This is a genomic window from Kolteria novifilia, from assembly GCA_007748055.1.
Classification (GTDB): Bacteria; Planctomycetota; Planctomycetia; order Kolteriales; family Kolteriaceae; genus Kolteria; species Kolteria novifilia.
In genome coordinates this window covers 640,791-661,554 of sequence record CP036279.1, presented here as the reverse complement: position 1 = coordinate 661,554, position 20,764 = coordinate 640,791, and the positions used below count along the sequence as shown (strand labels likewise).

At 63.2% G+C, this 20,764-nt stretch carries 12 protein-coding genes and 1 other RNA gene; 8 read left to right on the top strand and 5 right to left on the bottom strand.

Annotated elements, in window-relative coordinates; translation table 11 throughout:
- The first annotated feature begins 684 nt into the window (after window positions 1-684).
- The 4 genes from Pan216_RS02460 (at window position 685) to Pan216_RS02445 (ending at window position 8,228) form a co-directional block, all read left to right on the top strand.
- Window positions 685-4,173, top strand: coding sequence for a type VI secretion system Vgr family protein (locus Pan216_RS02460; RefSeq protein WP_145254328.1), 3,489 nt, complete (start codon window positions 685-687; stop codon window positions 4,171-4,173).
- 26 nt (window positions 4,174-4,199) lie between these two features.
- Window positions 4,200-4,775 carry a DUF6931 family protein gene (locus tag Pan216_RS02455; protein WP_145254327.1) on the top strand — a complete coding sequence of 192 codons (576 nt, stop codon included), beginning with the start codon at window positions 4,200-4,202 and terminating at the stop codon, window positions 4,773-4,775.
- A 15-nt stretch (window positions 4,776-4,790) separates the two neighbouring features.
- Window positions 4,791-5,678 (top strand): hypothetical protein, encoded by an 888-nt coding sequence (locus tag Pan216_RS02450; RefSeq protein ID WP_145254323.1) that lies wholly within the window; start codon window positions 4,791-4,793, stop codon window positions 5,676-5,678.
- A gap of 183 nt (window positions 5,679-5,861) precedes the next feature.
- On the top strand, window positions 5,862-8,228 hold the full coding sequence (locus tag Pan216_RS02445; protein WP_145254320.1) for a serine/threonine-protein kinase: 2,367 nt from the start codon (window positions 5,862-5,864) through the stop codon (window positions 8,226-8,228).
- A 21-nt stretch (window positions 8,229-8,249) separates the two neighbouring features.
- Here Pan216_RS02445 and Pan216_RS02440 read toward each other — a convergent pair whose 3' ends face one another.
- From Pan216_RS02440 to Pan216_RS02425, 4 genes are all read right to left on the bottom strand, one after another.
- Complete coding sequence (locus Pan216_RS02440) at window positions 8,250-8,846, bottom strand: hypothetical protein (RefSeq protein ID WP_145254317.1); 597 nt, start codon at window positions 8,844-8,846, stop codon at window positions 8,250-8,252.
- Between the two features lie 363 nt (window positions 8,847-9,209).
- Window positions 9,210-10,097: a DUF58 domain-containing protein gene (locus Pan216_RS02435; protein WP_145254314.1), complete on the bottom strand. Its 888-nt coding sequence runs from the start codon at window positions 10,095-10,097 to the stop codon at window positions 9,210-9,212.
- A gap of 23 nt (window positions 10,098-10,120) precedes the next feature.
- Window positions 10,121-10,478: RNase P RNA component class A (gene rnpB / locus Pan216_RS02430), an RNA gene on the bottom strand.
- An 86-nt stretch (window positions 10,479-10,564) separates the two neighbouring features.
- Window positions 10,565-11,557: an NAD(P)-binding domain-containing protein gene (locus Pan216_RS02425; protein WP_145254311.1), complete on the bottom strand. Its 993-nt coding sequence runs from the start codon at window positions 11,555-11,557 to the stop codon at window positions 10,565-10,567.
- 203 nt (window positions 11,558-11,760) lie between these two features.
- Here Pan216_RS02425 and Pan216_RS02420 point away from each other — a divergent pair, with 203 nt between their 5' ends.
- From Pan216_RS02420 to Pan216_RS02405, 4 genes are all read left to right on the top strand, one after another.
- On the top strand, window positions 11,761-12,951 hold the full coding sequence (locus Pan216_RS02420; RefSeq protein ID WP_145254308.1) for a lysylphosphatidylglycerol synthase transmembrane domain-containing protein: 1,191 nt from the start codon (window positions 11,761-11,763) through the stop codon (window positions 12,949-12,951).
- A 548-nt stretch (window positions 12,952-13,499) separates the two neighbouring features.
- Window positions 13,500-15,230, top strand: coding sequence for a GH3 auxin-responsive promoter family protein (locus tag Pan216_RS02415; RefSeq protein ID WP_145254305.1), 1,731 nt, complete (start codon window positions 13,500-13,502; stop codon window positions 15,228-15,230).
- Between the two features lie 42 nt (window positions 15,231-15,272).
- Window positions 15,273-16,952 carry an alkaline phosphatase family protein gene (locus tag Pan216_RS02410; protein ID WP_145254302.1) on the top strand — a complete coding sequence of 560 codons (1,680 nt, stop codon included), beginning with the start codon at window positions 15,273-15,275 and terminating at the stop codon, window positions 16,950-16,952.
- Between the two features lie 48 nt (window positions 16,953-17,000).
- Entirely contained in the window at window positions 17,001-17,198 is a 198-nt protein-coding gene (locus Pan216_RS02405) for a hypothetical protein (protein ID WP_145254299.1), read from the top strand.
- An 82-nt stretch (window positions 17,199-17,280) separates the two neighbouring features.
- On the opposite strand, the gene Pan216_RS02400 is transcribed toward Pan216_RS02405, so the two are convergent.
- The gene (locus Pan216_RS02400) at window positions 17,281-20,745 is read right to left on the bottom strand and encodes a caspase family protein (RefSeq protein ID WP_145254297.1); all 3,465 of its coding nucleotides are present in this window, start codon (window positions 20,743-20,745) and stop codon (window positions 17,281-17,283) included.
- Window positions 20,746-20,764: the final 19 nt, after the last annotated feature.

Below are 20,764 nucleotides of genomic sequence, written 5' to 3'. Positions count from 1 at the left end.
TGCCGATTTTCCTTCATCTTAACGACAAACGCGGACACCCCCCCCGCGGGAGTCGAGGCCAAAAGATGGAAGAGATTATTCAGCGACATTGACAATCACAACCCGAAGCTTCGTATCAAAAGTTGTTCGTCGGCGCGGGGCTCAGCGCGTTGGCAAAGCCCGACAAAGCCGCGCCGACAAAAGCAGGTTCGAGACGAAGCGAGTGTCCTGATTGGCAAGTTCATTGCGCCAAGAGACTTTTGGGTGCCGACTCTTGGGTGCCCATGCCCACGCTCGCCGTGGGCATGCAAAAGAGACCCACGCTCGCCGTGGGCATGCAAGAGAGACCCACGCTCGCCGTGGGCATGCAAGAGAGACCCACGCTCGCCGTGGGCATGCAAGAGAGACCCACGCTCGCCGTGGGCATGCAAGAGAGACCCACGCTCGCCGTGGGCATGCAAGAGAGACCCACGCTCGCCGTGGGCATGCAAGAGAGACCCACGCTCGCCGTGGGCATGCGGGAAACGCCTGTGATCGGACAATCTCCCGCACGATCACACGGTCGAGATTGTATGAACGAACTTGCCCATCAGGACTCCTAGGCCTCCAGTAGCCATGCGAAGCGAACCTGTGTAACGTGTGCGTACGTAAGCCTAGTTGCTCGCGTCTCGCCCCGTGGCGCGACGCCCCGTCGCGAGGTCCTCCATGGTTTCACTCTCGAGCAAGAATCGGATCATCGGCTTCTCCGTTGCCGGTCTTGCGGACGACGCGTTGCTCCCGGTCCGGCTCCAAGGTCGAGAAGCGATTGACGAGCTCTTCGAATTTCAGCTTGAGCTGGTCGCTCCCAGCGAGTCACCGCCACTGGAGTTCGCGTCTCTCCTTGGCAAGCAAGTCACGCTGACGCTCGGACAATCGTCGTCGGAGCCGAGAACCATCCATGGGATCATTCGGGAGTTCGCCGAAGAGGCGTCGCGATCGACCCCGCTGCGTTACTACCGCGCGATCGTCGTGCCACGCTTGTGGCTGCTGACCCAGACGCGGGACTGCCGCCTCTTTCACGACATCAGCGTGCACGACGTTCTGGCTCAAGTACTCGAGCAGTTCCACATCCCCGCCTCGTTCAAACTCAGCGAACAACACCCGACGCGCAAGTCGATCACGATGTTCGATCAGTCCTACTTCGAGTTCGCCCGCGATCTGGCCCACGAGGAAGGCATCTTCTGGTACTTCGATCACCAGGGGGACTCCGAGAAGGTCGTCTTCGCCGACAATTCGCTCGCACTTTCCGCCCAGAGCCCCGGCGCCAGCCTCCCCTTCAACGATCTGACAACCCATCCCCTGGAGGGGCCGCGAATCCTTCGGCTGAGCAAACGCCAAGCCCTTTGCCCATCGAGAGTCACCTTGGGTGACCACGCCTTCCAACTCAACGACGCGGAGCTCTCGGCAAGCAAGTCGACCGAGTCGACCGTGATGATTGGAAAGGCGACGCACACGATCGGATCGTGGCCCGGTGGCGAGCTGGAGCGATACGATTGCCGTGCCGGTTCGGCGCGGATGATCGAAGAAGTCGGTCTCTCGGGGTCCCTTGAAACCTCCCAATTGAACGAGCATCAGCCGACCATCGAACGGTTCGCCGCTCTCCGGATGCGCGAAGAGGTCACGGCAAGCCTCACCATTGAGGGGGAGAGCAACGCGGCCCCGCTCACCCCAGGCTACCTCGTCGACGTCACCGAAGGCGACAGTTTCGACGGGGCGTATCTCGTCAGGAGCGTCGAGCACCGAGCGACCCAAGGAAGCTATCTTGCCGGTGATCGCGACCAGGAACTCCGCGAAGTCGGCTACGAGAACAGCTTCCGTCTGCACCCGAAGAACGTGCTGTACGTCCCTCCCTACCGGGCCACGACAGGCACGACGACCGCGTGGAATACGGCGCCGGCCACATCGACGCAATCCCATGGCAAGGGGGAACGAACCAGCCTTCACAGCGCCACGGTCCAGGGCCCTCGCGCGGGCCATCCCTTCACCGACAAGTACGGCCGCGTCCAGGTCAAGCCTCACTGGTCACGCAAGAACGACGAAACGACCCACTGGGCCCGCGTCCTGCAACACTGGGCCGGCTCATCCCGGGGAATCCAATCGATCCCGCGCGCCGGCGACGAGGTGATCATCGCGATGCTCCACGACGATTGGGACTCGCTGGTCGTCATCGGTAGCGTCCACAGCGCGGCCAATCCGGCCGCCGTGACCTTGCCGGAACATTCGTACCTCACCACCACCAGGACGAAGGGGCTCGGCGACAGCGCCGAGCAAACGCTCCAGTGGACTGACGACGCGGTCGGCGGCCTCGGGCATACGGCGTCGGACTATCTCTACCGCTCCTCGCAGCGATCCATCAATAACCACGCGCAAGAGGTGACCTCGCTCTCCAACGCCCGCATGGTGGTCGGCGGCGGCCCCAAGAATCGGTACGTTCCCCCGCAGAAACCATGGCAATCGGGCAGCGGTTCGGGGGCCAGCGGACTCTCCCCCCTGCTGCCGAGCGGAGTTCCGGGCACGGAGTTCACGTGGGGGCTTGGCGAACCACCGACGCCTGGCACGACGTCGATCCTGCCGACGCATCGCGGTTCGGGGCTTGGGGGCGAGAGCACCGGACCGGCCAGTTTCACGGGCCCCGCCAACGAGGAAGGCGACGTCTTCGCCGACATGGCACTGATTTGGGGCATGAAACAGGAAGGGGTCGCCGGGTTCTGGGAAGAGCTCACTCTCGGGATTCACAAACTGACGGTCCTCGATCCGCTAGGTTTCGTGGGCGAAACGGAGAAATTCGGTTCGGCTTGGGGCGCCCTGATCGGCTTGGGAGCATCCTCGGGAGTGCTGGGATGGCTCTTCGGCTCGATTCCCGGCATCGGAGACAGCGAGGAGATCGAGGATTACGCGAGCTTCATCGCCGCGTACCTGATGGCGGGCCCATGGGTCCATGGGAACGTGGCGGCGATCTTCGGGACGACGACAAGCATTCTCTACGGTCCCAACGTGAAATACGTCCGCGGCTCCAAGCACGAGAAGTCCTACAAGATCAGCGACTTTCCCGGAGTGCTCAAGGCGCTCACGATCGCCTACCTGGTTTCCGTCATCGGTCAGCGTTTGGCGAACTACTGGCTCCCCAGCGACGACCCAGTCTCTTCGGCCCGTTGGGGCTTTCTCATCGAGGCGACCCAGCTTCTGATCATCTCGGCGATCACCAACTACGAGGTCATTTTCCAGAAGCCCGATCCCGACAAAGCCGCGAAGATGAGCGACCTGAAGCGGTTCGAATCGATCGCCAACGTGGACGCCAAAATCGCGGCGCAAACTCAAGAGATGAACAAGGTCGCGACCAACCTCAAAAACCAAATGATGGACCTCAAAGCCTCGCTAAACAATGTGGGAGGCGCCGGCGGCGGCCAAGGGGTCGGACCGTCCCTTCTCGACGCGGCAGGCAGCTCCGAGTCGGACGGCGTCGACCTCCGGGTCGAGGGACTCTACTCCGTCTCGGCGACCACCGGCGTCACCATCACCAGTTACACCCCCGACACGAGCGCCGACTACGAGCTTGGCTCTTGCGGCGTCATCATCAGTTCCCGCGCCGCCGCCGACTCGGGAGGAGCCACCATCGTTCAAGGCGACACCGGCGTCTATTTACTCGCCGGTGAGGCCCCCTCGATCGCGAGCGTCCTGGTCGGGCAGACGCTCGAGATGCCGTCGGTCTCGATCTCGACGACGCCCGAAGGGACGATCTCCCTCTACGTCGGCGAGGAGGAGCCCCCCGCGGCGATACGGGCGATCCAGTTGACCGCCGAGGAGACGACGATCAGCGACGATACGGTGATCCAGCTCAAGGTACCGGCCAGCGCCGCGGTTTGTAGCATCACCCTCAGCGACGCCTCGATCATCATCCGTGCCGGGGAAGCGACCTTTGAGATCAGCGAGGAAGGAATCGCGGTGGAAAGCCCGACGATATCGCTGACCGGCGACGTCACGATCAATGGAGCTGTGGACATCAACGGCGTGACCGCAGTTGAAGGAGCGGTCAACATCACCGGCGACCTGTCGGTCGAGGGGGCGAGCAACGTCGTCGGCGACGCCAGCGTGGAAGGAGACTTCGCGGTCGTCGGCCTCGCGGAAGGGACCGCCCCCTGGATCCCGCCTTTGTGATTCCACAGGATGGAGAGACGATCCGAATGAGCCACTATGGGACCGAACTCGGTCAACTGGTCACTTCGTGCCAATTGGACCTCGACGCGCGTCGGGCGATCGGCAACGCGGTGGAACTTGAGGAGGCGCTTGAGCTTCTCGCCGAGCGAGGACTTTACTTCGACGCGATGAAGCTGCTCCAAAAGAGCCTCCCGTTGCGCGACTTGGTCTGGTGGGCGACGCTCTGCGTTTGGGGCAACGCCAACGGCGGGCTTAGCGACGTCCAAGTCGAGGGGATCCGCCGCGTCGCGGCTTGGGTACGTGAGCCGATCCACGAGCATCATCAAGAGGTCGCGGTCGCCGCCGACGTACTGGGGGAAGCCGATCCCGTCGGCCGACTCTGCACCGCGGCCAGCTACACCGGCTGTGCCTCCGGGTCGACGGACGTGCCCGAGGCCACCAACCCGACGCGCGCCCGACAACTCGCGATCATGGCCCTCCGCTTGGGGCGCCACCACGCCTTTCCCGGTGCCAATCGCCTGTTGCGAGCCGGCAACGCCTTCGAGATCGGTCGTGCGATTTTCGCGACCGAGAACCACTGGGACCAGAAGAGCGCCGCGTAAGCGAGGAACTCGACGATGGGTTTGGACAAGTTCAACTTCGACGAGTTGATCCAACGATTCGAAGATGCTCTCGAAGAGACCAAGGGAGAGAGCAATCCCTTCAACGCTCACCTCGAATCCCAGATCACCAAGGGACTCGGGTCGATCCAGGAGAGGCTTCGCCAGACGCTCGCTCACGTCCCCGAGGGCGAGTCGCGCGACGCTCTGGACGCGATGATCGCCGAGTTCCCCTCTCACCAAGCGAGTCTCGCCTCGACGATGGCCGAGCTTCGCTCCCACACCGTCGACCACGTTCAAGAGAGCCTCACCTCGGTGATGCGACTCAAAGAGCAAGCCGCCAAGCTCGACCAAGACAAGAAGGCCTTCAAGGAGAAGCCACTTCACCCGCCCAAGCCGGTCTTCAATCTCGATCGCGATCTGCACGAGAAGTACCGCGCGGAGGTCAACGCCCTTCTGGAACCGGCGCCCGCCAGCGAGGAGCCGCTGCTGCCCGAGTTCTCCGATTGGGCCATGAAGTCGACCGACTCCTCATTGGACGAGGAAATCGAATCAACGCCCACGAACCGTCCCAGGGTCAACCTCGTCAGTGGCCCCATGCCGTTGCGGGATCGGATCGTCGAGAAGGTTCGCGCCAAGAGGGCCGAACGGGAACGAAACGGCGGCAAGCCGATCGACCGGCCGCTGGTCTCGGGCGTCTCGCCGACGCCCCAACGCATCCCGCCCCCCGCGTCGACGGAAAAGGCTCCCTCGGCCGAGGATGCCTCACCCCAGGAACCGACCTGGTCGGAATGGCTGTCCCACGGTGGCTCGACGAGTGGGTCTCCCGGCACCGAAATCCCGCCGAAGCGAGCCAAGGAGGAGCCCGGCGACGACGAGTGGAACGACTTCCTCAAGCAGGTCTAAAGAGACGGTGAAGAATCCGCCGGCCAAGACGAGAACGAACGATCTCGGCCAAGTTCGAGGAGAACGAACGCGAGTGAATCCGTAGAGTAGCCGAGTCTTCCTCGACATCGAGAAAGGTCGAGAGGACCGTTCGCCGTCGGCATCGAATCGTTCAACGGTCTGCACGATCGCAAGGAGGCCGGCATGTCGCTCTCGTCAAGTAGTAGCGGTTTCTCCACGAGCGGCAGCGTCTGGGTCTTCGATCGGTTAATCGCCGCACTGGCGGTGCAAATCGGACGACTCGACGAGGAACGCCTCGCGGGCATCTTGCCCAAGTGCAGCGGCGAAGGGCTCGCCCACTTCCTGATCGAGGAAGGCGTCTATACCGCCGAGCAGCTCGACCGACTCCGCGGTGACATCGAGCGCGAACGCCAACGGCGCGAACTCTCGCTCGGCCAGTACGCGACACTCGTGATCGCGAAGGTCCTCCCGGGGCTGAAGGACGACGTGGTCCGGGCCTACCTGGTGGGATCGACCAACGGCGAATCGCGCTGTTTCCTTCCCAGCGGCTACTACGAATTGATCGACGTCATCGGCCAAGGGGGGCTGGGGCGCGTGTGGCATGCCCAGGAATGGCCCTTGGGACGCGACGTCGCGGTCAAGGCCCTCTCCGAGCGGATCGTCGATTCCGAACCGCATCGGCGCCGCTTCTTCCGCGAAGCCCGCTTGACCGGCCGACTCCAGCACCCGAACATCCTCACCGTCTACCAAGTCGGCGACGATAGCAAGACCGGCTCCCCCTTCATCGTCATGCCGCTGATCGGTGGACGCACCCTCCACGAGCTCATCACCGAACTCCACCAGCGCCGTAGCGCCGGCGAACCGCTCGCCACGCTCTTCGACCAGTGCCTCTCGGCGCTGATCTCGGTCTGCCACGCGGTCGAGTATGCCCATTCGGTCGGAGTGATCCATCGGGACATCAAGCCGAGCAACGTCATGATCGGCGAGTTCGGCGAAGTGATCCTCATCGACTGGGGGTTGGCCAAGTCCGCCGAGGAGACCGACGACGTGCTCCCCCAGTCGTCGACCGGTACCGAAAGCTGGCTCGAATTGACCTCCCCCGACTCGAAGCTCGGGACCCCGGCGTACATTCCGCCCGAGCAGGCCCGCGGCGACCAAGCGGATCATCGCAGCGATGTCTACGGGCTCGGGACGATCCTTTACGAGATCCTCACGGGGCAGCCGCCGCATCGCCGTCGCGAGGTGGAAGACCGCCAAACCTTCTACCCTCGTGTCGCCAGCGAACCGACCGATCATCCGCGCGTCCGTCGTCGCGGCGTGCCGAAACGTCTCAGCGCCATCTGCGAGAAGGCGATGGCGTTCGATCCCGACGAGCGCTATCCGTCGGCCGGCGAGTTCGCCGACGATCTGAAGCGCTGGCAATTGGGCGAGTCGATCGCCGCCTGCCGCGAGGACATTCTGCATCGCTTGGCGCGATTGGTGCTTCGCAACCGCACGGTCTCGACGGTCGTCAGCGCGACGTTGATGGGGCTCGTGCTCGTCGTCACGCTCTTTCTCGGCTACAACACCGCCGGCCGGAACAGCCTCACCGATTCGAAGCTCCAGGACTTCGCCTCGACCATCCGCACGCTCCATGTCGTGATCCACAACAGCGCCGTCGACCTGGTCGACAACAATCGTCTGCTGAGTCTACTTCCCTCGGTGCGCGCCGACCTCAAGGGCGAATTGGGCGACAACAAGCTCGATCAATCAAACCTCGCGCAAGTGCTCGAGGCCTTTCTGCGCCAGGGGGGCTCTCGGACCAAGGTGGCGCTCATCGCCAAAGACAAGCCGATGATTGCGAGGATCGCGGTGCGGCTCACCTCGCCCGACGACCCGAACACGACGGTCCACCTGAATCAGGATCTAGAGACGTCGGCGGAAATCCGGGCCGTCGCGGCCACGCTACTATTGCCACCGGGGGAGGTGCGCGTCACCCACATCGAGGCCATCGACGAGCATCCCGGTGCCGAGCAAGAGCGGCGGTTGATCGCCACCACGCCGGTCTACGATCAAGACAAGCTGCTGGGGGTCGCCCTGATCGAGATCGACCCGGCCAACCGCATCGTCGACAGCCTGCTGCGGCTCGACGAGAAGATCTTGGACCTGCCGCTGATCGTCGCCGACAGCCTGGGGATCGTGATCTACGCGACGAAGCAAGCCCGCGACGCGTTGCCGGTGCCGCTGACGAAATTTGAACCCTTGACCGACATCATTCCGGAACTTAGCTCGCTGGCGATTCCGAGCACGGAATACCAAACTGTCCCGGTCCCCTATTCCCCCAAGGACTCGCTGATCGCCTACGGCGCCCGCGTGCCGATCCCCGAGTGGCACAACGACGAGTCGGTGATCCTCGTGGTTCTCGAGCCCTACAAGACCTTGACCGAAGCGCAACAGAACCGCTTCGCGTCGATCCTCTACTCCGCCGCCGGCGCGGTGGTCGTCGGCATCGTCGCCCTCGTCCTTCTCCTTCGGTTGATCCAACGCGTCACCCACGAACGGTTCGCGTAGGGGGCGTCGGTTCCTTCTCTCTCAGAGGATGTCTTCAGTCCCAAATTTCGTGTCGACTCTCCCCGCGATCTGCCGGAAGAACCACACGAGCGGCTCCCGGCTCTTGCCCTCGGCGCAACCGTCGATGATCAGGAACGCCGAATAGAGATCCCAGTCGTCGATGCGCTCGATCAGCCTCGCGAGACGCTTCTCGTCGCAGCCGGCACCGCCCGACTTTCGCCAGAGGGCGTAGGGCTCATCGTGATACTGCACCATCGCCAAGAGATCGGCATCGACGCAATACTCGGCGAGAAAGGCGCGGGCCAACGAAGCGTGGCTACGCGGGTCCTCGATCGAAACCCCAGGCTTGGCGTCCGGCTTGAAGCTGTCGTGAACATGGATCAGGATCCTGAGTTTCCAGTAGTGGCCGTCGCTGACTCTTGGCCGAAGCTGGTCGAGGTTTCGCTGCAGTTCGTCGAGGTGCTGACGGATCGATCCTTCCGGGTGCCCCGATCGCGGCTCGCCCCAATCGAGATTCTCTTGGTAGCGGCAGTCCGCTTGAAGCTCCGCGAGGATCGCGCGGAGTGCTGCAATGGATCGTGGAGGGTGGGTCGAGGCTAAGTGCTTGTTGACGTTCATGGGAAACGATCCGACGGAGAGGGGCGAGGCATCGTCCTGATGTCTTCTCCCTTCAAGAGAACGTTTTGCGCAACAAGGTTCGTTGACTCATTACGGAACGATGCGTGCCTCCGGCCAACCGGGTCTTCCCCGCATGCCCACGCAAGCGTGAACCTCTTTGCATGCCCACGCAAGCGTGAACCTCTTTGCATGCCCACGCAAGCGTGAACCTCTTTGCATGCCCACGCAAGCGTGGACCTCTTTGCATGCCCACGCAAGCGTGGACCTCTTTGCATGCCCACGCAAGCGTGGACCTCTTTGCATGCCCACGCAAGCGTGGAGCATGGCTGGCACCCAGAAAAGGATGAAGAGCAGTCTTACGCTCTATTTGATCAGGCCGGTGCGGCGGAAGTAGCTGAGGACCATGCCCTCGAAGTCGGTCTGGTTGGTCGCGGCGAGATAGCCCATCCCACGCTGGCCGCAAAACTCCTTGGCCCCCTCGCGGAAGGCGCCGACCTCGGCGCGGTAGCGATTTAGAAGCGGAGCGGTGACGGTGATCTCCGCCATGTCGCCATCCTCGCAATCGACCAATCGCAAATCCCCCGTCACCGGCGGGTCGATCTCCTCGACGGAGAGGACGTGGATCACCTGGATGTCCATTTGCCGGGCGAGCAAGTAGCGAAGGGCCTGGTCGTAGCCCTCCTTGTCGAGCAAGTCGGAGATCAAGACGACCAGGCCGGGCCGCTGATGCCGACTCATGAAGGTCCGCATCGAGGCGGTCAAATCGCCGCCCCCCTTGGCCTCGATCCCAGAGAGAAACTCCCTCACCCGCAGGAAGGACTGCCGTCCGCGCGCCGCCGGCATCGGGGGACCGAGATCGTCCCCGAAGGGAATCACTGACAAACGGTCATGGTGCGTCAGCCCGATGAAGGCGAGCGCCGCCGCGACCTTGCTTGCGAACTGCAATTTGCTCGGCTCCCCGAAGTCCATCGAGCCGCTGGCGTCGATGAGAATGAAGACGTGGAGGTCTTCTTCCTCCTCGAAGAGCTTGATGAAGAGTCGGTCGAGCCGAACGAGGATGTTCCAGTCGATGAAGCGAAGATCGTCCCCCATCACGTAGGGGCGATGGTCGGCGAACTCGTGACTCGTCCCGCGGCGTTTGGAACGACGTTCCCCCTTGAGCCGCCCGGCAAGCAGACGGCGCGACACGAGTTCGAGCCGTTCCAGCCTTCGGATGAAATCGGGACTCAGGAGTTCGTCGGTCTGGGGCATCGGCCTCGGCTCATGAGAAAACAAAGGGAAGCCGGCCGATAAGCCGGGTTCTGTCGTGGACGGTCATTTCTCTGGCGTCGCCGTTGCCGACGACGTCGACGCGGCCTACCCGGGAGTCGATCGCGGACCGGACGAGTCCTGCTCCCATATTTGGCCTTGCTCCCGGTGGGGTTTACCCTGCCAGTCCAGTCACCTGGACCGCGGTGCGCTCTTACCGCACCTTTTCACCCTTACCCTTCCGCCGAAACGTTGGGGCGGTTTGTTTTCTGTGGCACTTTCCCTGTCCTCGCGGACGGTGGGCGTTACCCACCACCGTGTCCTGTGGAGCCCGGACTTTCCTCCCGCCCGCCGAAGCGGACGAGCGACCGTCTAGCCGACTCCCCAGCAGGCAGTATACACAACGCCCGCCCCCTTGGTTCAGTGGTGACGCCCCGTCAGTCAGCGCTTCCGAGACGACACCGCCGCCGTCACGACCCCGACGACGACGCTCCGACAAGGTAGTTGGCGATCGCCGCTCCATGATGCAGGGCGTTCTCGATGAAGACCCGGTACGGGTTCTGGGCGCCGCCGACGATCGTCCCCGCGCAGTGGATGCCCGGAACACTCGACTCGAATGTTTGAGGGTCGACCTTGGGCTGCCGCCGGTCCGATTCCGTCTCCAGACCGAGCTGCTCGATCAGGCCGCGATCGGGCTCGTATCCGATCAGTTTGAGCACAAAATCGGCCTCAATCTGTCCACGTTCGCCCGATTTCGACTCAATTTCGACAAAATCGGGCTCAATTCGCGTCACCTTCGCCCCCAGACGCGTCGCAATGCGGCCTCGCCGGATCATCCCGGTCAGTTCCGGGTGAATCCAGTACTTGAGGTAACGCGTCTGGATCTCTTCACGGCGATGGACCATCGTCACCATCGCCCCGAGATGCGTCAATTGAATCGCCGCGTCGCAGGCGCTGTTGCGGGCCCCGACGATCACCACCCGCTGCCCGAAGTAGGGGTGTGGATCGCGATAGAACGCACTGACGTGCGGCAAGTCTTCCCCCGGAACGCCGAGCCGGCGCGGCACCTCCGTCGATCCGGTCGCGAGGACGACCGCCCGCGCCCGATGGGCCGACGCCTTGCCCCGGTTGGTCGTGTGGAGGGTGAAATCGCCTTTCGCCCCCTCGATCCGCTCGACGGCGTGGTAGTCGTGGATCTCCAGTTCGTGATAGCGCACAAAGGCCCGCAAGTAGCTCAGGTACTCCTCCCTCGTCGGCTTGGGCCCGCGACTTTGCAGACAAAAGCCCGCCAGCTCGAGGTTCCGCGACGAGCTGTAAAACTGCATGCCCCGCGGGAACCATTCGATCGTCCGACCGATGCACCCCTTGTCGAATTGGATGAAGGAAAGCCCCTTGCGTTTGACTTCCAGCGCCGTCAGCAGCCCGAGGGGCCCCGCCCCGACGATGGCGACATCGAATTGCATGTGTTAGCCTTTGGTCTGGTCGTACTTCACCCCGCTTGAACGCGTTGCGCAAAGGGGCGACTCCGCCGTGGTTGGCCCAGTCCCCCCAGTTGCTTGCCTCCGCGAGCATCGGTTGATCTTGTGTGGTCACTTTTGCAGGGTTATAGACGCCTGGAGCGGCATTGCCGCGAGAATGTGACCGGATCAAGTCAGAGGAAGAGACGTTGACCGAGAAGAACAGCAAGCCGCGACGTCTGCTTTGGAATGTTGTCCGCGCGGCGGTCACCGTCGGAGCGGTAGCCTACGTCGTCAGCCAAATCACCTGGCGCGATCGACTTCGGCTGCCTGATGGGGAAGTCGTCTGGGGCTGGAAGGTCGATGGACCCGACGGAACGCCCGTCTTCAAGGCGAGCGACGGCCAGGACTACCCAATCCCGAAGGAAATGCACGATACCGATCCCAACGCTCCCTACATCGCCGGCTTCATCACCCTTTGGCGGGGCGTGAACCTGTGGGGGCTGATCGGAGTGATCCTGCTCTACCCCATGGTGATCTTCCTTACCGCGCGCCGCTGGCAATGGCTCCTACAAACCCACCAACTCGATCCGGGCTACTGGGAGGCCGTCCGACTCACCTGGATGGGGATCCTGACCAATAACGTTTTTCCCGGCTCGACCGGCGGCGATCTCGTCAAGGGATGGTGCATCTATCGCCGTTCGCCGGGCAAGCAAGTTCCCGCCGTCATGACCGTCTTGATGGATCGCGTCCTTGGGCTCATCTCGCTCTTGATCGTTGGCGCGGTGACGGTCCTTCTGGTCAGCGATCGTCCCGAGCTGCGCGTCCCGTCGATGTTCGTCTGGTTCGGGTTGCTCGGCGTCTTCGTCGGGGGCATCGTCTATTTCAGCGGTCGTCTGAGGCGGCTCCTGCGAGTTTCGGACATCGTCAATCGGCTTCCATTCAACGACAAGATCCGCAAGCTCGACCACAGCGTCTTTCACTACCGCGATCACGTGCCGGTGCTGTCGAAGGCGATCGGCATCAGCCTGATCGTCCACATCTGGGCGATCCTCTGCGTTTACGGCGTCGGTCTATCGCTTGGGCTCGCGGTGCCGGTCTTCTACTACTTCATCTTCCTGCCGGTGATCCTGACGGTCGGGGCGGTGGTCCCGGCGATCGGAGGCCTCGGCGTGCTCGAGGTCCAGTTCCAGGAATTCTTCTCGCTGGAGGGAGTCGGCGCGACGCCGTCGAGCGCCCTGGCCCTTTGCATCCTCTATCGGCTGATGCTGCTCGTCGCGAGCCTGCCCGGCGCGGTCCCGACCTTCAAGGAGCTCTCCTACGGCTCCGTGCCGCGAAACCTGACCGAGGAAAACGGCGCCGGCTCCGAGCCGATCGTCAACTACAAAGCCGCCTGCTAGCGCACTGGTCTATCGAAGGGTCAAGGTGCCACTGGCTGCTGGTCAGCCAGCGCCAAAGGGTTCGGGGGGCCCAAACACCAACTTCAAGTTGGAACTGAACACGAGCGAGTCACCGGAAGCCCCCTCGACGGGAGAGCGATGGTGAGTCGAGCCCAACCCAACCGAAACGCTGATCCACCCTCACCTCTCCCACGAGCACTCGCGACCGCCGACATCGCGGTTGTCCCTTCCGCGACGATTTCCATAAATACCCCCAATGCTTTTTCGATCGTGATGGAGGAAGTCGCGACGCTCGTTGAGTCAGTGGGCCGCGTCGCGACCGCCTCAAGCGTCTCCTCTGAACGTGCCTCCACCGAAAGGTCTCGCGAACGGACGCGCCGACGCTGACGAGCGTTCTCGTCAACGTCCCTTTCGCGAACGGACGCGGAAGCTCCCTCGACAGGGAACCGCCCGTGGAACAGAAGGCCGAAAAGGCGACTCGTCCAACTTCCCCGCGTCGGCGTCAGCTTCTCGGGCGACGTGACGTCAGAACGAGAAAGGCGCGATAGATGAACTCCATGGTCGGTTTCCTGCGGGCGTTAGCCGGCAAGGTGATCGTTCCACAAATCGAGCGAAAGCTGCGCCGCTTCGAAAGCCAACTCGAAACCGCGCGTCGGGTTCAAGGCGAACTCTGGCGGCGGAAGATCGAACGCTGCGCCGACAGCCAGTTCGGCCGCGATCATCACTTTCGCGGCATCAAGACGCTCGAGGACTTCCGCCGCAACATCCCCATCGCCCAGTACGACTACTATCAGCCGTACATCCAGCAGGTGACCGAAGGCAACGTCGGCGCGATGTTCCCTTCCAACGAAAAGCTGCTGATGTACACCCTCAGCAGCGGCACGACCGATGCGCCGAAGCTGATCCCAATCACCAAACCGTGGATGGCCGAGTACCGCGCCGGTTGGCAGATCTGGGGCGTGAAGGCCTTTCTCGATCACCACCCGCTCTTCTACTCCAAGCTCACCGGCATCGCCGGCAATTGGGACATGCGGCGGACACCGACCAACATCCCCTGCGGCATGGCCAGCGGCCTTAGCGCCCGCATGCAAAGCCCGCTGCTGAGGATGATGTACTGCGTCCCCCCGGAAATCTACGGCATCGACGACGTCGAGGCGAAATACTACGCGTGCCTGCGGCTTTCGATCCCCGAAAAGGTCGGACTCTTCCTTACCGCGACCCCCGCGACGGTGGTTAACTTCGCACAACTCGGCGATCGCCATCGCGAGACGATCATTCGCGACGTCCACGACGGGACGCTCTCCGACGCGTTCACCTGGACCGACGCGATCCGATCGATGATGCGGTCGCGGATCAAAGGCCCCAATCCCGAACGAGCCCGCGAACTCGAAGCGATCGTCGAACGCACCGGTCATCTCCATCCCAAGGACTATTGGGATCTCTCGCTGGTCGCGTGCTGGCTCGGCGGAACGGTCGGGACCTACGCCCGACGCATCGGCGAGTACTACGGCGAGACGCCTTGCCGCGACATCGGTCTATTGTGCAGTGAGGGGCGCTTCACGATCCCGCTCGAGGACGGCACCCCTTCGGGGGCACTCGAGATCGCCAGCCACTACTACGAGTTCGTTCCCGAGGAGGAGATCGACTCCTCCGACCCCACCGTGCTCGAGGGTCACGAACTGGAGGTCGGCAAGGACTACTACATCCTGCTGACGACCTCGTGCGGCCTCTACCGCTACGACATTCACGACTTGATGCGTTGCACGGGCTTCATTGGCGAAACGCCGCTGCTGGAGTTCCTCAACAAGGGACAGCGGTTCTCCGACATGGAGGGGGAGAAGCTCTCGGAGTTCCACCTCGTGCGCGCCGTCGCCGATTCGGCGAACCAGTTGGGGATGTCGCTCACCGGATTCACCGCGGTCCCGGTTCGCCCCCCGACCGAGTCCGAGCAGACGCCCCCCTACTACGCGCTGCTGGTCGAGCAACAGGACATCGCCAACAGCGAACAGGCCTCGACCTTCCTGACGAGCGTCGATCGTTGGCTGTGCGATCACAACGTCATGTACCAGGGCAAGCGGGCCGATCGCTACCTCGGCCCCCCGCGTTTGGTGGTGATTCCCCAGGGGAGTTGGCGCGAGTACGACCAGGCGGAGATCAAGCGTCGCGGCGTGGGCGAGGATCACTACAAGCATCCCTGCCTGCTGCTCGACTCGTCGATCCTCGACCGCTTTCCCATCATCGAAGAGATTGTCCCGACCGACACCGCTTCGGTCGGCTAAGCCCCGACACCGTTGCCTCTTGTGTTCCCCGGAAGGAAGTCGATGTCAAAGCCACGCGTCATCGTTGTCGGAATGGATGGAGCGACCTTCACCATCCTCAAGCCGCTCATCGACCAAGGCAAACTCCCGACCCTCGCGAAGATCATGAACGAAGGCGTGGCCGGACCGTTGGCGAGCGTCACGCCGCCGATCACGCCCGCCGCCTGGAGTTCCTTCTATACCGGCAAGCAGCCGGGCAAGCACGGGGTCTTCGAGTTTCTCTACCGCCGCCCCGACTCCTACTCGAAAGTCCCCGTTAACTTCACGTCGATTCGCGGCAAGAAGTTCTGGGACTACGCCGGGGCCTCGGGCAAACGCGTCTGCCTCTACAACCTGCCGCTGCTCTATCCGACGCCCGACGTCAACGGCGTCGCGGTCAGCGGACTACTGACGCCCGACGGGGTCGAGGATTTCGGAACGCCGAGCGGCATCATCCCCGAGATCGAGAAAGAGGTCGGCGGCCCCTACGTCCTCGGTAGCCGGGCGGTCTATCGCAAGGGCAACGCCGGCAAGATCCTCGAAGAGTTCCATCGCGTCCTCACCTACCACATGAAGTCGGCCCAGTACCTGCTCCAGAAGGAACCGTGGGATGTTTTCTTCGGACACCTGATGGTCACCGACTCGATGCAGCACGAACTCTGGCACCTCCTCGATCCGACGCACTCGGCGCACGATCCGGAGGAAGCCGCCGAGCACATGCCCCAGATCGAGGCGATCTACCAGCGGATCGACCAGGAGTTCCTCGCCCCGATCGTCGACTCGCTCGACGAGGAAACGACGCTACTCATCATGAGTGACCACGGCTTCGGCGGGATCGAACACATCATCTACATGAACATGTGGCTCCTGCAGCGAGGCTATGTCACCTGGAGCAAGGACTGGTGGACGCAGGCCAAGGCGATGATGCACCGCTGGGGCGTCACCCCGAAGAACTTCTTCCGCGTCATTCGCTGGCTCGGCTTGGGAGAACTTCGCGACCGCGTCTCGCTCGAAGCCCGCGAGACCTGGATGAACCGCGGGTTCATGAACATTCGCCGTGCCGACTGGTCGAACACGAAGGCTTACGCGATGGGGAACATCCTCGGGATGCTCTACCTCAACGTGAAGGGCCGCGAGCCGGACGGAGCCGTCGAGCCGGGCGAGGAGTACGAGAAGGTTCGCACCGAGATCATCGAGAAGCTCCAGGCGGAAAAGCTGCCCGAGACGGGTGAGCCACTCTTCAGCAAGGTCCAGAAGGGCGAGGAGATCTACGAAGGGCTCTACGCCAAGTACGGCCCCGACATCGTCTGCACCCCCACCGACTGGCGCTATCAGGTCTTCGGCTACCAGGACTTCGTCTCCAACAAGTTCGTGGAGACCTACTCGGAGATGACGGGGCACCATCGCGTCGATGGCATCTTCTTTGGCATGGGCAAGGCCTTTCAACATGGCCTCTGGCTGGACGATGCCAAGCTGCTCGATTTGGCCCCGACGCTCCTGCACCTGATCGGCCTTCCGATCCCCAGCGACATGGATGGGCGTGTTCTCGAGGAGGCCTTCGACGACGATGCGTGGGACTACCCCGAGATGCTCGCCGTCGACGAGACGGCCGAGGAGGAGACGGCGGCGGTGGAGTTGAGCGAGGAGGATCAGAAGCTGGTCATGCAGCGTCTGAAGGATCTCGGTTACGAAGACGGGCTCTGATCGCCAGCCGCCAGCGTACGTGGCGGAGCAAAGAAAGGATGTTGCTCGATGTCCGAGCTCAAACCGAGTGGTCCGACCCCAGCCTGCAAGTTAATGCTTTGGGGCGGGCTGTTCATCACGGCCCTCGCGATCTTATTGTTGTTCTTCCTTCCTAACAATCAGCAGTTCGCCTGGATCATCATCGGTGTCGGCTTCATCGTCACCGGCCTGGGCAAGGCCTGCTACCGCACGCATTCGCAGCGTTGACGCACCAATCTTGAAAAGCCAAGCACGCAAGAGACCCCGCGTCGAGTTCCATCGGCCGGAGCGCGAATAGATCAACGGGCTGCTAGCGGAGCCGGACCAGCGGGACGGCGATGACGTCGATCAGCTCCGAGGGCGTACTGCGTGGCGTTTGCTCGCGGACATTTCGCGTCCGGCGAGGGACTTCCGACTCGACGAAGCGAACCAGCTCCCGCAGGAAGACGCTGCCGTCGTCCGATTGGTCTGCCTGTCCCTCGAAGCCGTCGAGAATGGTCTTCGTGAAAAGACCGTGCCCGAGGTCCTCGAACTCGATCGCCTCCTGGTTCGTGTCGGTCGCGGAAAGCACAAGCATCTCATCCTGCTTCAGCGGACGGATCGCCGCCTTCAGGTGTTTCGATCCCTCCGTCGCCAACGAGACGGCATTTCCCGAGTGACAGGTGTCGAGCATGAAGAGCTTTCGGCACGGCAACGACGCGACCTGCTTCAGCAAGTCCCACGAGATCGACACATCCTCGAGGTCCTGCACCTTCGCGTCGGTCGTGACGAAATAGTACTGGCCGTCGACCGCCAACCCGTGGCCCGCGAGAAAGACGACGAGCAGATCGTCGGGTCTCGCCCCCTTCATATCCGAGCGGAGTTCCTGGACGACGTTGGCGAGGTTCTTCTTCGAGATGGCGGCGTCGTGCAACTCGATCACGCGGCCAAGCTCATAGTAGGCCCCCGACTTCTCGCTGAGGCTCTTCACGATCGCCTCCGCGTCGGCGACCGGGAACGCGAGCGGTTGGACGTGCTGATAGTCCGAGGCGGCCAACGCCAGGATGTAGAGCTTCGGCGGCTGACGCTTCTCGTCGGGCAACTCGCGGAGCCGGAAGAAGACATCGTCGTAGTTGAGCGTCCGCTCCGGCGCCGGCGCTTCGGCGACGACCCGGGCCCGGTTGTAGAAGTCGGCCGCGCTGATCCGCCAGCGGTAGATGCGCTCGCGTCCCTCGCCAGTCGTCTCGACCGGTTGGGCGGGCGAACCGTTGACATACGCCACGCCTTGCATCGCCTCGGCTGCCTGGCGGTTGGGATAGTCGATGCGAGCGACGATGTCGATCGCGTCGCCGCCGACTTGCTCGGCATCGGTCGGCGAGAGAATCGTCACCACTGGGGCGTCGGAGACGGCGTTGGGAAGGACCCCGTTGAGATCGCCCGGCACCGCGTTGCCCGCGAGCCGTAGCGCCGCCGGCAAGCTGCCCGAGGATAGAAGTCGCTTCATCACCTCCGGTCGTTCGAGTTGGTCGCGGAAGTCGTCGGCGCGGTAGAAGTTCGGCTTACGCGTGTTGCCGCGGTTCATCTGCCACCCGAAGAGTTCATCGCCATTGACCGACGAGTCGTAGTAACCCTTCGGCGACCAGAGCGCCCACTCCCCGCTCGCGGCGGAAAAGAGGGTGCAGAGAGGTTCCCACGCGGGGACGAGCAGGATCCGTTCGTTGAGCCGCTTGCCGCGCCGATCGACCGTCAAGACGATCGTCTGGGTGATCGGCGTGTCGACGATCGCTTGATAGATCTCCTCGGGGTTCTCGAACTTGACGGGTCCCTCGCCGCGATTGACCTCGGCGGCAACGATTGCGTCGCCAACGCGGAGCCCCTTGCGCCAAGCGGCGCCCGACTCGAGGCTCTTGGTCAGCACCACCTTGCCATCCTTCAATTCGAAGTCCGCGCCCCACGCGACGCTCTTGGGGAAGGTTCCGACCGGAGCGCGAAGCCCCTCGAGGCTCCAGATCTTGATCGTCTCATCGACCGAGCCCGACGCGAGGTACTTGCCGTCCTTCGAGACCGACAGCGAGCTGACGAAGCCGGCGTGGTCGCGATAGTACCGCAGGAGTTCGCACTCGCCCTCGTTGGCGAGCTTATAGATGAAAACCCCTTGCTGCGTGCTGGTCCCGACGGCGAAGTAGTCGGGCTGGCCCTCGGGATCCTTGAGGAAGCAGTAGGAGCGGGCTTTGCCCTGCCAGACCGGATCGAGATTGATCACGCCGGCGTCCTGACCGCCCTGGGTCAATTGCAAGCGAAGCCCCCCCTCGAGACGTTTGACGCCCCATCCCTCCGCCTCGGGTGACAACCATTGGTCAGCCTCTTGCAGGGGGCGGAGCGAAGGATCGGAGAGATTGAACGACTGCTCCACCGGTCCAAAGTCGTTGAAGGTCGGATTGGCCGGATCGCTGACGGTCGTGCCGAAGCCGATGACGTAGCCTTCGTCCCGATCGGCGAACGCGACCTTGAAGATCTTGCGACCCTGGCCACGAAGGTAGAGGGGCTGGGCGGCGCTGAGCGGCTTGGCCTTGAAGGCCCCGTTTCGCTCCTTCAGCAGGAAGACCATGAGCCGGTTGGTGTCGCCGTCCCAGGTGACGACGCGGCTGCCATCGGGGCTGACGGCACACGCGAAGTTGTTGTCCGTGTCGGAGGTCGCGACGACATCGCGCTCCTGCCCGGTCGCCGCGTCCCACATCTCGAGCGCCGATTGCATCGTCCCGTCCGGATAGCGATAGAGCGCCGTCGCCGCGAAGAGGAGATTGTCGGGGCCGAAGTCGAGATCGAGGGCGACGCGTCCCTTGCGAAGCAGCGTACGCTTGGCGTCGGGACCAAAACCGCTCCAGAGAAAGACGTTCCCGGCGATGTCCGCCGAGGCCCACCGCCTACCATCGCGATCGCGAGCCAACGTCGAGATGGCTCCGGCGTGAACGCCCTCGAGACGCTTCGGTTCGGGGTTCTCCTCGGTCAAATCGTAGAGAGCGACCCGCCAAGCGCGCGGCTGGTTGGCGTCTCGACTGGCGACCGCGACAAGATCGTCGGTCAGGAAGATCGCGGGCTGGGGCGACGCGGGCGCTCCACCGGGGGCGCGGAGTTGTCGCGAGTTCCACTCGGGGCCGGACCAGACGCGAACGTCGCCGTCGACGCTGACCGAGACCAGCTTCTTGCCGTTGGGCGAATAGTCGAGCGAGACGACTGTCTGCATGTGCCCCAGCAGGGCGTTGGTGACTTGAGCGGTCGCGGTATCGTAGACGACGATGTTGCCGGTCGCATTGCGAGCCCCGTAGCCGGCGATCGCCAGCGAGCGGTTCGAGGGCGAGGCGGCCAGAGTGTAGATCGAGCCGCGCAGGCCCCGAGCGATCTCCCACCGCAAGTTCTGAACGAGCAACGCTTGATTGACTTGGCTTCGCCTCAGCCCGCGCCCGGCGCCGCGAACGCCCCACGACTGAACCCGCTTGTCGAGCCCTCCGGAGTAGAAGCGGCTGGGGTCCTCGCTGAAGACGATACTTCGCACCGTGTTGGTCGGGCCACCGGTGTTGAGGACCAGTCGCGGTTGATCGCGGCGGGAGGAGATCACCAGGGCGGCGAAGCTGATCGCTTCCTCGCGCGGCACCTCCTCGGTGAACTCGTCGAGCGTCGGTTGCAGCTCGGGCCGAGGAACGGAGACAGGCCCTTCCGCCCGGCTCTCAAGGGGAGCGCTCGCGACGAACAGGGCCACGAGCGTCATGGTGATGGAGTGGATCTTCCGAGGGCACATGGTGTCGCTTTCCGTTTCC

Coding starts and splice junctions, on each gene's coding strand:
- Pan216_RS02460 (WP_145254328.1), top strand. CDS start 685: ATGGTTTCACTCTCGAGCAAGAATCGGATCATCGGCTTCTCCGTTGCC.
- Pan216_RS02455 (WP_145254327.1), top strand. CDS start 4,200: ATGAGCCACTATGGGACCGAACTCGGTCAACTGGTCACTTCGTGCCAA.
- Pan216_RS02450 (WP_145254323.1), top strand. CDS start 4,791: ATGGGTTTGGACAAGTTCAACTTCGACGAGTTGATCCAACGATTCGAA.
- Pan216_RS02445 (WP_145254320.1), top strand. CDS start 5,862: ATGTCGCTCTCGTCAAGTAGTAGCGGTTTCTCCACGAGCGGCAGCGTC.
- Pan216_RS02440 (WP_145254317.1), bottom strand. CDS start 8,846: ATGAACGTCAACAAGCACTTAGCCTCGACCCACCCTCCACGATCCATT.
- Pan216_RS02435 (WP_145254314.1), bottom strand. CDS start 10,097: ATGCCCCAGACCGACGAACTCCTGAGTCCCGATTTCATCCGAAGGCTG.
- Pan216_RS02425 (WP_145254311.1), bottom strand. CDS start 11,557: ATGCAATTCGATGTCGCCATCGTCGGGGCGGGGCCCCTCGGGCTGCTG.
- Pan216_RS02415 (WP_145254305.1), top strand. CDS start 13,500: ATGAACTCCATGGTCGGTTTCCTGCGGGCGTTAGCCGGCAAGGTGATC.
- Pan216_RS02410 (WP_145254302.1), top strand. CDS start 15,273: ATGTCAAAGCCACGCGTCATCGTTGTCGGAATGGATGGAGCGACCTTC.
- Pan216_RS02405 (WP_145254299.1), top strand. CDS start 17,001: ATGTCCGAGCTCAAACCGAGTGGTCCGACCCCAGCCTGCAAGTTAATG.
- Pan216_RS02400 (WP_145254297.1), bottom strand. CDS start 20,745: ATGTGCCCTCGGAAGATCCACTCCATCACCATGACGCTCGTGGCCCTG.